Genomic DNA, 10,912 nt, shown 5'->3' on the forward strand with positions numbered 1-10,912 from the left:
ACGATGCAATGACTGAAGCCGTGGCGGAGGTCGCCGCCGTCATCTTCGACGTCGGCAATGTCCTCTATCACTGGAATCCCAGGATTCTTTACGAGCGCCTGATCCCCGACGATCAGGCGCTTGACGCATTTCTGCGCGACGTGGTGACAGCGGAATGGCATTTCCAGCATGATGCAGGCCGCTCCTTCGCGAAAACCAGCGCGGAACTGATCGCGCGGCATCCCGGCCATGCGGAACTGATCCGCCTGTGGGGTGAACGCTTCATCGATAGCGTGACACCGATGGTTGATGGCATGGCGCAGATCGTTGCGGACCTGCATGAAGGCGGCATCCCGCTGTTCGCCATCACCAATTTCAGCGCAGAGTTCTGGCAGACTTTCCATGCGCGGGAGGCGGCCTTCTTCTTACCCTTTCGCGACATTGTGGTTTCAGGTGTCGAAAAGATGGTGAAGCCCGACCCCGCCATTTTCCGGCTGGCGTTGGAGCGATTCGGTACAGTGGCGGGAAAAACCCTTTTCATCGACGACCGTGAGGAGAATGTGGCGGGCGCGCGAGTCTTGGGGATGCACGGCCATCTGTTTCGCGATGCGGAAACGCTGCGGAAAGAACTGGCCGCGCTGGGACTCCTTCCCTCTATTCCCGTCCTTTGAGTTCATCGCCGCGAATAGTGGCGACGTGCAGCACATTGGTCGACCCGGGCGTGCCAAAGGGGACGCCAGCCAGCACGACGATCTTCCCGCCCTTTTCCACCATGCCATGACGCAGCGCCATGCGGCGGGCTTTGCCGATCATCTCCTCGAAATTGCCGACGTCCTTTGTCCGCACGGCATGAACGCCCCATGTGAGGCCCAGCTTCCGCGCCGTGTCGAGTCGCGGCGTCAGCGCGAGTATCGACACGAGCGGCCGCTCGCGAGCCACCCGCCGCACCGTGCTGCCCGATGTGGTGTAGCAAGTGATCGCGCTCGCTCCGACAACGGAAACTATGCCGCCCGCGCCTTCCGCCAGCGCATCGGCGGTGGTGGCGTCGGGCTGCGTCTCGGTGAAATGCAACCGCGCGAAATAGCCGGGATCGCGTTCCACGCTGTGCGCGATGCTGTCCATCATCGCGACGGCTTCCTGAGGCCAGTCGCCCGCCGCAGTTTCCGCCGAAAGCATGATCGCGTCCGCCCCGTCATAGACGGCGGTGGCGACGTCCGACACTTCCGCGCGGGTAGGCGTGGGCGCCTTTATCATCGATTCGAGCATCTGTGTCGCCACCACGACCGGGCGGCCCATGCGGCGGGCGGTGGCGACGATCTGCTTTTGCAGTGGCGGCACAGCCTGCGGCGGCAACTCCACGCCCAGATCGCCACGCGCTACCATCACGCCATCGGACAGTTCCAAGATTTCCTCCAGGCGCTGCACGGCGGAGGGCTTTTCGATCTTCGCCATCAGCGCGCCATGACCGCCCATCAGCCGCCGCGCTTCGGCCAGATCTTCCGGCCGCTGAACGAAGCTGAGCGCGATCCAGTCCAGCCCCTGTTCGATCGCGAAAGCCAGATCGCGGCGGTCCTTGTCGGTGAGCGCGGGCACTGGCACGACCACGTCCGGCACATTAACGCCCTTGCGGTTGGACAGCGCGCCACCGACCTCCACCACCGTTTCGATGCGATCATCCGAGACTGCCTTGACGCGCAGCACCAGCTTGCCGTCATCCAGCAGCAGCCGGGTTTCGGGCACCAGCGCGGCATAAATTTCCGGATGGGGCAAGTTCGCCCGCTTGGCGTCGCCCGGCTTTTCATCGCGGTCGAGAATGAAGCGCGCGCCGGTTTTGAGTACCGCCAATCCGCGCGCGAAGGTGCCGACGCGTAGCTTCGGTCCCTGAAGGTCGCCCAATATAGTGGTAGGCCGTCCATATTCCTTTTCGAGCGCGCGGATGGCGGCGATGCGAGCGGCGTGATCCTCATGATTGCCATGGCTCATATTGATGCGGAACGCGTCCGCTCCGGCGACGAACAGCGCGCGGATCATCTCCGGCGTGTCGCTGGCCGGGCCAAGGGTCGCGAGAATGCGGACCTTGCGCGAGCGGGGCGGCAATCTTGTCATTATCTTCTCCTGGGCATAGGGTCGCCCCTGGCTTGCCTGGGCGCGGTTATCGGTTATCCATGCTGCACGACAGGATTGTGTAGATCAGCGAAAGGCTTCGCCGTGAGCGACACCATACTCAACGACGCCGTTGCCGCAACCGCCTTCCGGCGGCTGGTGGCCCATCTTCAACATCGCACTGACGTCCAGAATATCGACCTGATGGGCGCGGCGGGTTTCTGCCGCAACTGCCTCGCCGACTGGATCGCGGAGGCGGATGGCAACCTGACCCGCGATCAGGCGCGGGAAATCATCCATGGAATGCCGTTTACCCAATGGAAGGACCGCTATCAGGCGGAAGCGACGCCCGAGCAGATCGAGAAGATGAAGGAGAGTGTGGCGAAGAACGCCGACAGCCATTAGGAGCGTGCGTCAACCGATTCACACTCACACGGAGATTCCCATGAGCGATGGCAATGTCGCCGCCGAACAGCTACGCCTCTTCATCGAACGCATCGAACGGCTGGAAGAGGAAAAGAAGGGCATCGGGGACGACATCAAGGACGTCTATCTGGAAGCCAAGGCCAATGGTTATGACGTGAAGACGATGCGGGCGATCGTCCGGCTCCGCAAGATGGAGCGCAACGCGCGCATGGAAGCCGAAGCGCTGCTGGAAACATACAAGAACGCTCTGGGAATCGAATAACGCCCGCGAAACAGGAGAGCGCCCATGACCGAGATCATCGTCAGCACCACCAATCGTCTGGAAGGGCGGCCGGCGAAGGAATATCTCGGCATCGTCACCGGAGAGGTGATCGTGGGCGCCAACCTGTTCCGCGACCTGTTCGCCAGCGTTCGCGACATCGTGGGCGGGCGTTCGGGCGCTTATGAGGACGTGCTGCAACGCGCCCGGGAACAGGCGATCGGCGAAATGCGGATGCGCGCGGCAACGCTGGGCGCCAATGCCGTTGTGGGCGTTGACCTCGACTATGAAGTGCTGGGGTCGAACGGGTCGATGCTGATGGTGTCGGCTTCCGGCACCGCCATACTCGTCTAAGTTGCGCGGACGCGTCCTGAACGCTAGAGAGCGCGCTCCTTAGCACCAACAGTTTCAGGAGCGGGCTGTGGCTGGCCATTCCAAATTCAAGAACATCATGCATCGCAAGGGCGCGCAGGACAAGAAGCGCTCGTCGATGTTCTCCAAGCTGTCCCGCGAAATCACCGTCGCGGCCAAGATGGGCATGCCCGACCCGGACATGAACCCGCGCCTGCGCCTGGCGGTCAACGCGGCCAAGGCGCAATCCATGCCCAAGGACAATATCCAGCGCGCCATCGACAAGGCTCTGGGTGGCGACATGGAAAATTATGAGGAAATCCGCTATGAGGGCTATGGTCCCGGCGGCGTGGCGATCATTGTCGAGGCACTGACCGACAACCGCAACCGCACCGCGACCAACGTCCGCACGGCATTTTCCAAGAATGGCGGCAATCTGGGCGCTTCGGGCGCGGTGAGCCATGGCTTCGACCGCATGGGCCTCATCACCTATCCGGCGACCGCGGGCGATGCCGACGCGATCTTCGAGGCGGCACTGGAAGCGGGTGCGGAGGATGTGTCCTCCAACGAGGACGAGCATGAAGTGTGGACCGCGATGGACGCGCTGCATGAGGTCGCCAAGGCGCTGGAAGCCTCCCTCGGCCCGGCGGAAAGCGCCAAGCTGGCATGGAAGCCGCAAACCACGGTGGAAGTGGACGAAAGCAGCGCGGCGACTCTGCTCAAGCTGGTGGACACGCTGGAAGATGACGACGACGTCCAGACCGTGTGGGGCAATTATGAAGTGCCCGACGCGGTGATGGAGAAGCTGGGTTAAGGCCGGGAAACTTTTCCTCTTTGACAGGGGCCATGCTCTGGCGTGGCCTTCCTCATGCGGAGTGCTGTCCGCTCGCTGGTGGAGGGCAAAATGAGCGCACGGCAGGAGCCGAAAACGGTAAAGCTGGATGTGGGAATCTGGTTCAATGAAGCCAGCGGGCACATCCATGTCGCGGCGAGGGGCGCGTTCATATCCACCGTGAGCAACGACCCACGCTCGAAACGATATCACCCCAATCTCTATGGGAAGCTGGCCGCCTGCCTTCGCGATGCGGGCGCATCCCATCCGTCCGTTGAGGGGGAGGAACAGCCGGCATGATCCTGCTCGGCCTGGACCCCGGCCTCGGCACGACGGGTTGGGGGCTGATCGTTGCGGACGGCAACCGCCTCGCCCATGTCGCCAATGGCCAGATCAAGACGGACGCGGAACTGCCGCTGCCGACGCGGCTGATGGCGCTCGATATGGCGTTGACTGACCTCATCCTTGAACATCGCCCGGATGGCGCGGCGGTCGAAGAGGTGTTCGTCAACGTCAACCCGCAATCGACGCTGAAGCTGGGGCAGGCGCGCGGCGTGATCCTGCTGGCGGCCGCGCGATCGGGCATGGTCGTGGGCGAATATGCCGCGCGGCTGGTGAAGAAATCCGTGGTCGGCGTGGGCAATGCGTCCAAGGATCAGGTGCACGCCATGGTCGCGCGCTTGCTGCCCGGTGCGAAGATCGCGGGCGCGGACGCCGCCGACGCACTCGCCGTAGCGATCACCCACGCCCATCACCTTGCGAGCGCGCGGCGGATACCGACGCGCTAGGACCAAGGGGGTATCCCGCCCTACCCTGCCCTATTGCCAGTCGAAGGTCAGCGGCCCTTCGCGGAAGGCGAAACGGTCGAGATGAGCGACCACCACCTGCTTGAACTGTTCTACATCCGCATCTCCCTTCGGCTCGATCGTGACCGTCAGTGCTTCAGGCGCGGCAGTCATGCGGACCGCTCCCATCGGGAGCGCGATCCGGCCCTGCTGCGCGTCGAAATCGGTCTCGAACTTGTGACCCCAATGCTTGCACAGCTGTTGCAGATAACGGCTGGCATGGCCGGTCGGCACATGAGCGGTGAGCGTCATTCTCAGAGCCTTTCGATCTTGTGGGCTGCCTCATCGATCAGGGCCGCCGCGTCGAACATGGTCTGGGTATCGGCCCCTTCCTTTTCAAGGCGGCCCCGGACTGCCATGGCCAGATTGTGCATGGCCCGGCGGACGGGCGCGCCGTCGCTGCGCTCAGCCTTCTTCGCCAGATGGGCGAGCCGTTCCAGGATGGCCTTCACCTCAGCCTGATTTTCGGCCAGACGCGCCGTTCCGGTATCGGTGACGGCGAACAGCTTGCGGCTGCCTTCGCCGGGCTGTTCGGCGATCAGGCCCATATCGGCCAGCAAAGTGAGCGTCGGATAGACCACGCCCGGACTGGGCGCATAGACCTGCCCCGACAAGCTTTCGATCTCGCGGATCAGGTCGTAGCCATGGCGCGGAGCGGCGGCGATCAGGTGCAGCAGGATGAGTTGCAACATGTCGTTGGTGAAGAGCCGCCTCCGCCCGCCGCCACGCCCGCCTCGGCTGTCTCCGCCGAAGGGTTCGTCACCAAAGGAGCGGGAACGGCCGCCGCCGCCAAAAGCCCGGCCGAAGCCGTCGGGACCGGCAAACCGGTCTCGCCCGTCATGGTGAGAAGAGCGGCCTCCATGACCGCAATGGGAAATATGGAAATGCATCTTAATCTCTTTGCTATTTCGTGATGCATCCAGATATATCTTAAAAATCGCACCATGCAAGATTTAAGATATATCTTTTTATGTTTAAGATGCGGACGGAAGAGCCAGGCACCGACCCCCTCGGTTCCAACGACCACAAAAAACGGCGCGAACCAATATGTCCGCGCCGTTCCTTGAAATCCCGATACCGCCCGGTGACGGGTGCAATCAATCCGGCTTCTTCGCCACACTGACCAGCGCGGGACGCAGCAAGCGGTCCTTGATGGTGTAGCCTGCCTGCATTTCCACCAGCACGGTGCCCGGCTCCGCATCGGCGGAGGGCACTTCCATCATCGCCTGATGCTTGTTGGGGTCGAGCGGCTGGCCGATCGATTCCACTTTCAAGATGCCGTTGCGGCCGAACACGCTTTCCAGTTCACGGCCCGTAGCTTCCAGACCCGCTACCAGTCCCTTGAACTTTTCATCTTCCCGCAGCTCAGCGGGGATGGCCTGAAGCGCGCGGGCCAGATTATCAGCCACTGACAACATGTCGCGGGCAAAGGAGGTGGAAGCATAAGCCCGCGCGTCCGCCAGCTCCTTTTCCAGCCGACGACGCACATTCTGCGTTTCGGCATGGGCGTAAAGCACGTCCTGCTTCGCTGTCGCCAATTCATTTTCAAGGGCGGTCAGGCGGTCCTCCGCCCCGTCGCCTGCGGGCGCCACATCCTCGGGAAGCTGATCCACGACTTCGGTATTTTCGATATTCTCTTTGTCTTCACTCATCTCATCAATCTCGACAATGTCTGGGCGGTAAAGTCCACCATGGGGATCACCCGCGCATAGTTCAAGCGCGTGGGGCCAATCACGCCGACCACGCCGACGACCCGGCCATCGCCGCCCCGGTAAGGGGCGGCTATGACCGAAGAACCGGACAGGGAAAAGAGCTTGTTTTCCGAACCGATGAAGATTTTGGTGGCATTGCCCGCCAGCGCGCTTTGCAGCAGGCCGAATATCTCCTGCTTGCCCTCCAACTGCTCCAGCAATTGCCGCACCCGTTCCAGATCGGCCGCCGTGCCATCGTCCAGCAGATGTGACTGGCCACGGACGATCAGCACGGGGCGGTCGTCGGCATCCTGCGACCAGATGGCGATGCCGCGCTCGATCAACTCACGCGCCGCGCCTTGGAGCGCGTTGCGTTCGCTCTCCAACTCCTGCCGGAGGAGGTCCCCCGCCTGATTGAGGGTCAGGCCGGTGAAGCGTGCGGACATGAAATTGGCCGCCTCCGCCAGCAAGGAAGGCGTGATGCCTTCGGGCAGGTCGAGCACGCGGTTCTCGACGGAGCCGTCCTGCCCCACCAGCACGGCCAGCGCCTGACGGTCATTGAGTGGCACGAAACCGAACTGGCGCAGTACCGGCTCGCGCTTGGGAACCATGACGATGCCCGCGCAGGCGGACAGGCCCGACAAGGTCGCCGTCGCGGCGGACAGCGCTTCTTCGATCGGGCCGTTTTCCGTCAGTCCCGCCTCGATAGCGCGCCGTTCCTCCTGTGAAGGCTCCGCAGCCTGCATCATGCCGTCCACGAAGAGGCGCAGGCCCGTTTCGGTGGGCATCCGCCCGGCGGAGGTATGGGGTGCGGCCAGCAGTCCCAGTTCCTCCAGATCCTGCATCACGTTGCGGATGGAAGCAGGCGACAAGCTGAGCGAGGCGATGCGGCTGATCGTGCGCGACCCGACAGGAAGGCCCGTGCCCAGATAGCTTTCCACCACCAGACGGAACACGTCGCGCGCGCGCTCATTTAATTCCGAGATCGGGGTGACCGCCATGGGCACCTATCTAGGCAAGACGGGCGCGCCGCTCAAGTGTCGGCTTTGCGGTGCTGGGTGGGCTTCAGCATCGCTTCCAGGCCCAACATCCGGGGCACGGACGCAATCATGGCCCGCAGGCGGCCATAGCGCGCGTCCATGCAGCCGGATTGATATTCCAGACGCGTGGGCGCATCCTCCCCCCGGGTCCATTCGATGACATAGCCGGGCATATCGGTGGCGAAGCGCTCGCAATTTTCTCCATGGGTGATTCGCTTGGTGGTGCCGGATGCGGGGCGATAGGCGTCAAGGGCGCTCAGGAACCGCCGATATTGCGCGGGGGTGACGGTAAAGCGCGTAGGGCCGGGAACGGCGGTGAAGCGTTCGGGCTCGATCAGGCCCGATCCATCAGGCGTGACGCGCAGGGTATAGCTGGGACAGGTGCCGAAACAGGGGCCTGCGGAAAAGCGAATCGTGTCCCCGGCCCGCACCGGCGTTTCCAGTTCCGCCTGATCCATGGCACACCCGGTCAGCGCCGCCACCGCCGTCAAACCCATCATTATCCGCATAGCCCACTTCCTTTTCCCGCTCTTTATTCCCTATCGGCACTGGCATGACGCCGCAACGGACGCTAAGCCCCACCCCCTGAACGCTTCGGAGAAGAAATATATGCGTCCTTCCGGCCGCGCGCCCGACCAGATGCGCGAAATCACCATGGAACCCGGCTTCACCATCCATGCCGAGGGGAGCTGCCTTATCAGTTTTGGCGACACGCGCGTGCTGTGCACTGCCTCGGTGGAGGAAAAGGTGCCGCCTTTCCTGCGCGGCAAGGGTTCGGGCTGGGTTACGGCTGAATATGGCATGTTGCCCCGCGCCACCCATACGCGCGGCAGCCGGGAAGCGGCCAAGGGCAAGCAGTCGGGCCGCACACAGGAAATCCAGCGGCTCATCGGCCGCTCCCTGCGCGCGGTGGTCGATCTGGAAAAGCTGGGCGAGCGGCAGATCGTGGTCGATTGCGACGTGATCCAGGCCGATGGCGGCACCCGCACGGCGGCCATTTCGGGAAGCTGGGTGGCGCTGCGAATCGCCATCGACAAGCTGATTGCATCGGGCGCTCTGAAGGAAGACCCTATCGTACAGAAAGTCGCGGCGATCAGTTGCGGCATCTATAAGGGCACGCCTGTGCTCGACCTCGATTATGCCGAGGACAGCAATGCCGAAGCGGACGCCAACCTGATTTTGACCGGCGACGGCAAATTCGCCGAAGTGCAGGCGACCGCCGAAGGCGCGACCTATGACGAGGAAGAATTGCTGCGGCTGCTGCGGCTGGCGCGGATCGGCTGCGCGAAGATCTTCGCGGCGCAGGACAAGGCGACATGGCGTTAAAAACTTTCTTCCCGGCATCCGTTCGCTTCGCGCCCGTCGACTGCCAGCCCTGGCAGGCGTTCAGGATAAGCTGAAGTCGACAAGCGAACGGTGATATAGGAACAGGCATGAGCGACGATTTCGGACAGGAACAGGCCATCCGCAAGCTGGGACCCGGCAAGCTGGTGATCGCCAGCCACAATGCGGGCAAGGTGCGGGAAATCGGCGATCTGCTGGCGCCCTATGGCATTGAAACGGTGTCGGCGGGTGCACTGGACCTGCCCGAACCGGACGAAACCGGCACGACCTTCATCGCCAATGCGGAACTCAAGGCGTTGCAGGCCGCGGATCTGTCCGGCCTGCCCGCGCTGGCCGATGACAGCGGCCTGTGCGTGGACGCACTGAACGGCGATCCGGGCATTTTTTCGGCGCGCTGGGCGGGACCGGACAAGGATTTTCGGCTCGCCATGCAGAATGTGTGGGACGCGGTCGAGGCCAAAGGCCCCGATGCTGGCCACGACGCGCATTTCGTCTGTGCGCTGGCGCTGGCATGGCCTGACGGGCATGTCGAAGTGTTCGAAGGTCGGGTCGACGGCACGCTGATCTGGCCGCCTCGCGGGCACAAGGGCTTTGGCTATGACCCGATGTTCAAGCCGCTTGGCCATGAAATCAGTTTCGGCGAGATGGAGCCGGAAAAGAAACACGCGATGAGCCATCGGGCGGATGCCTTCGCGAAGATGGTGGCGGCAGTCTTCTGAGGAATATGGGGATCGTGCTCCTGCCTTCGTGGGAGCACCGCGCGCCAAAATTGGAAGGACGCAACACCCCAAATCCCCACTCATTCAGCACCCTTCCAGCCGCAAGCGCTGGCCGCGCATGGCAAAGCGGTCTAGGAACGCTCACCCATGTCGTCCTCCCCCATCATTTCCGCATCGGTCTCGGCCGATCCTATCGCCTTATATGTGCATTGGCCGTTTTGCGTTTCCAAATGCCCCTATTGCGACTTCAACAGCCATGTGCGGGATCAGGTGGATGCCGACGCATGGCGAGACGCGTTGCTGACGGACTTACGGCATGAAGCGGATCTGACTGGCGGACGGCCCTTATCCTCCATCTTCTTCGGCGGCGGCACGCCTTCGCTGATGCCGCCCGCAATCGTGGCCGCGTTGATCGAGGCAGCGACGGTCTATTGGCAACCCGTTTCCGATCTGGAAATCACGCTGGAGGCCAATCCCAGTTCGGTGGAGGCGGCGCGCTTTGCCGATCTGGCGGCGGCCGGGGTCAATCGCGTATCGCTGGGGTTGCAGGCGCTGGAGGATGAAGCATTGCATTTCCTGGGCCGCGCGCATGACGTGCGGGAGGGGCTGACAGCGCTGGATGTCGCGCAATCTGTTTTCGCGCGGGTGAATTTCGACCTCATCTACGCGCGGCCGGGGCAGAGCGAAAGCGGCTGGCGGGCGGAACTGGCGCGTGGCCTATCCTTCGGGACCGATCACCTCTCGCTCTATCAACTCACTATCGAGCCGGGAACGCGCTTCGCGACGTTGGTGGCGCAAGGCAAGCTGGTGCCTGCCGATGGCGATCATGCCGCGACGCTCTATGAACAAACGCAGGAAATGACGATGGCTGCGGGCATCCCGGCTTATGAGATCAGCAATCACGCCCGGCCGGGGCAGGAAAGCCGCCACAACCTAACCTATTGGCGTTATGGCGACTATGCGGGGATCGGCCCCGGCGCGCACGGGCGGCGGCTGGGGATGGCGACGCTGCGCCACAAGAAACCGGAGAACTGGATGAACGCAATCCAGCGCAACGGCCACGGATTGCAGGGCGAGGAGGCGCTCGCCTCGCAGGATCGGGCACGCGAGGCTCTGCTGATGGGATTGCGCCTGGGGGAAGGCGTCGATCTGGAACGGATTGCGGCGCTTTCTGGCCTGCCGGTGGCGGATTTGATCGATGCAAAAGCGGTGGAACGGCTTTCCGGTCACGGCCTCGTCGCGAAAGCTGGACAGGCGCTGCGGATCGAACCGGCGGGCATGTTGCTGCTTGATGCGATTCTGCCAGAAATCGTCGCCGTCTGA

The 10,912-nt window shown here is 63.0% G+C and carries 16 protein-coding genes; 10 read left to right on the plus strand and 6 right to left on the minus strand.

The genetic code is table 11. The features are described 5' to 3' along the window. The first annotated feature begins 8 nt into the window (after positions 1–8). Positions 9–650, plus strand: a complete 642-nt coding sequence (locus tag LDB26_RS13080) for an HAD family phosphatase (protein ID WP_257538724.1) — start codon at positions 9–11, stop codon at positions 648–650. On the opposite strand, the gene pyk is transcribed toward LDB26_RS13080, so the two are convergent. Further along, positions 634–2,085, minus strand: a complete 1,452-nt coding sequence (gene pyk, locus LDB26_RS13085; protein ID WP_257538725.1) for a pyruvate kinase — start codon at positions 2,083–2,085, stop codon at positions 634–636. The two genes, LDB26_RS13080 and pyk, sit on opposite strands and share 17 nt — an antisense overlap. A 102-nt stretch (positions 2,086–2,187) precedes the next feature. Here pyk and LDB26_RS13090 point away from each other — a divergent pair, with 102 nt between their 5' ends. The 6 genes from LDB26_RS13090 (at position 2,188) to ruvC (ending at position 4,738) form a co-directional block, all read left to right on the plus strand. Beyond that, on the plus strand, positions 2,188–2,487 hold the full coding sequence (locus tag LDB26_RS13090; RefSeq protein ID WP_062067415.1) for a DUF1244 domain-containing protein: 300 nt from the start codon (positions 2,188–2,190) through the stop codon (positions 2,485–2,487). Between the two features lie 40 nt (positions 2,488–2,527). Beyond that, complete coding sequence (locus LDB26_RS13095; protein WP_062067418.1) at positions 2,528–2,770, plus strand: DUF2312 domain-containing protein; 243 nt, start codon at positions 2,528–2,530, stop codon at positions 2,768–2,770. A gap of 24 nt (positions 2,771–2,794) precedes the next feature. Next, positions 2,795–3,121, plus strand: coding sequence for a heavy metal-binding domain-containing protein (locus LDB26_RS13100; RefSeq protein ID WP_197413621.1), 327 nt, complete (start codon positions 2,795–2,797; stop codon positions 3,119–3,121). A gap of 67 nt (positions 3,122–3,188) precedes the next feature. Next, a complete protein-coding gene (locus tag LDB26_RS13105) occupies positions 3,189–3,932 on the plus strand; it encodes a YebC/PmpR family DNA-binding transcriptional regulator (RefSeq protein ID WP_062067420.1) in 744 nt (247 codons plus the stop codon). Positions 3,933–4,022: 90 nt separating this feature from the next. After that, entirely contained in the window at positions 4,023–4,250 is a 228-nt protein-coding gene (locus LDB26_RS13110; protein WP_062067423.1) for a hypothetical protein, read from the plus strand. Beyond that, positions 4,247–4,738: a crossover junction endodeoxyribonuclease RuvC gene (gene ruvC / locus LDB26_RS13115; RefSeq protein WP_062067426.1), complete on the plus strand. Its 492-nt coding sequence runs from the start codon at positions 4,247–4,249 to the stop codon at positions 4,736–4,738. The genes LDB26_RS13110 and ruvC overlap by 4 nt, the downstream gene beginning before the upstream one ends. A 30-nt stretch (positions 4,739–4,768) precedes the next feature. On the opposite strand, the gene LDB26_RS13120 is transcribed toward ruvC, so the two are convergent. The 5 genes from LDB26_RS13120 to LDB26_RS13140 form a co-directional block, all read right to left on the minus strand. Next, positions 4,769–5,047 carry a DUF2218 domain-containing protein gene (locus LDB26_RS13120; protein WP_062067429.1) on the minus strand — a complete coding sequence of 93 codons (279 nt, stop codon included), beginning with the start codon at positions 5,045–5,047 and terminating at the stop codon, positions 4,769–4,771. Between the two features lie 2 nt (positions 5,048–5,049). Then, positions 5,050–5,685 (minus strand): PadR family transcriptional regulator, encoded by a 636-nt coding sequence (locus LDB26_RS13125; RefSeq protein WP_257538726.1) that lies wholly within the window; start codon positions 5,683–5,685, stop codon positions 5,050–5,052. 207 nt (positions 5,686–5,892) lie between these two features. Further along, positions 5,893–6,447, minus strand: coding sequence for a nucleotide exchange factor GrpE (gene grpE / locus LDB26_RS13130; protein WP_257538727.1), 555 nt, complete (start codon positions 6,445–6,447; stop codon positions 5,893–5,895). Continuing rightward, a complete protein-coding gene (hrcA, locus tag LDB26_RS13135) occupies positions 6,444–7,487 on the minus strand; it encodes a heat-inducible transcriptional repressor HrcA (protein ID WP_062067435.1) in 1,044 nt (347 codons plus the stop codon). Before hrcA ends, grpE begins: the two co-directional genes overlap by 4 nt. A gap of 32 nt (positions 7,488–7,519) precedes the next feature. Continuing rightward, positions 7,520–8,035 (minus strand): DUF6438 domain-containing protein, encoded by a 516-nt coding sequence (locus tag LDB26_RS13140; RefSeq protein ID WP_197413622.1) that lies wholly within the window; start codon positions 8,033–8,035, stop codon positions 7,520–7,522. A 100-nt stretch (positions 8,036–8,135) separates the two neighbouring features. On the opposite strand from LDB26_RS13140, the gene rph reads away from it, so the two are divergent. The 3 genes from rph (at position 8,136) to hemW (ending at position 10,912) form a co-directional block, all read left to right on the plus strand. After that, positions 8,136–8,852, plus strand: a complete 717-nt coding sequence (rph, locus tag LDB26_RS13145) for a ribonuclease PH (protein ID WP_257538728.1) — start codon at positions 8,136–8,138, stop codon at positions 8,850–8,852. A 107-nt stretch (positions 8,853–8,959) separates the two neighbouring features. After that, positions 8,960–9,589: an RdgB/HAM1 family non-canonical purine NTP pyrophosphatase gene (rdgB, locus tag LDB26_RS13150; RefSeq protein WP_062067441.1), complete on the plus strand. Its 630-nt coding sequence runs from the start codon at positions 8,960–8,962 to the stop codon at positions 9,587–9,589. Positions 9,590–9,736: 147 nt separating this feature from the next. Then, complete coding sequence (gene hemW / locus LDB26_RS13155; protein WP_257538729.1) at positions 9,737–10,912, plus strand: radical SAM family heme chaperone HemW; 1,176 nt, start codon at positions 9,737–9,739, stop codon at positions 10,910–10,912.

Source organism: Sphingobium sp. CFD-1, from assembly GCF_024611115.1.
Classification (GTDB): Bacteria; Pseudomonadota; Alphaproteobacteria; order Sphingomonadales; family Sphingomonadaceae; genus Sphingobium; species Sphingobium baderi_A.

What these genes read in the sequence shown, in the direction of transcription:
- LDB26_RS13080 (WP_257538724.1), top strand. Translation starts at nt 9, where the DNA reads ATGACTGAAGCCGTGGCGGAGGTCGCCGCCGTCATCTTCGACGTCGGC.
- pyk (WP_257538725.1), bottom strand. Translation starts at nt 2,085, where the DNA reads ATGACAAGATTGCCGCCCCGCTCGCGCAAGGTCCGCATTCTCGCGACC.
- LDB26_RS13095 (WP_062067418.1), top strand. Translation starts at nt 2,528, where the DNA reads ATGAGCGATGGCAATGTCGCCGCCGAACAGCTACGCCTCTTCATCGAA.
- LDB26_RS13100 (WP_197413621.1), top strand. Translation starts at nt 2,795, where the DNA reads ATGACCGAGATCATCGTCAGCACCACCAATCGTCTGGAAGGGCGGCCG.
- LDB26_RS13110 (WP_062067423.1), top strand. Translation starts at nt 4,023, where the DNA reads ATGAGCGCACGGCAGGAGCCGAAAACGGTAAAGCTGGATGTGGGAATC.
- ruvC (WP_062067426.1), top strand. Translation starts at nt 4,247, where the DNA reads ATGATCCTGCTCGGCCTGGACCCCGGCCTCGGCACGACGGGTTGGGGG.
- LDB26_RS13120 (WP_062067429.1), bottom strand. Translation starts at nt 5,047, where the DNA reads ATGACGCTCACCGCTCATGTGCCGACCGGCCATGCCAGCCGTTATCTG.
- LDB26_RS13125 (WP_257538726.1), bottom strand. Translation starts at nt 5,685, where the DNA reads ATGCATTTCCATATTTCCCATTGCGGTCATGGAGGCCGCTCTTCTCAC.
- grpE (WP_257538727.1), bottom strand. Translation starts at nt 6,447, where the DNA reads ATGAGTGAAGACAAAGAGAATATCGAAAATACCGAAGTCGTGGATCAG.
- hrcA (WP_062067435.1), bottom strand. Translation starts at nt 7,487, where the DNA reads ATGGCGGTCACCCCGATCTCGGAATTAAATGAGCGCGCGCGCGACGTG.
- LDB26_RS13140 (WP_197413622.1), bottom strand. Translation starts at nt 8,035, where the DNA reads ATGCGGATAATGATGGGTTTGACGGCGGTGGCGGCGCTGACCGGGTGT.
- rph (WP_257538728.1), top strand. Translation starts at nt 8,136, where the DNA reads ATGCGTCCTTCCGGCCGCGCGCCCGACCAGATGCGCGAAATCACCATG.
- rdgB (WP_062067441.1), top strand. Translation starts at nt 8,960, where the DNA reads ATGAGCGACGATTTCGGACAGGAACAGGCCATCCGCAAGCTGGGACCC.
- hemW (WP_257538729.1), top strand. Translation starts at nt 9,737, where the DNA reads ATGTCGTCCTCCCCCATCATTTCCGCATCGGTCTCGGCCGATCCTATC.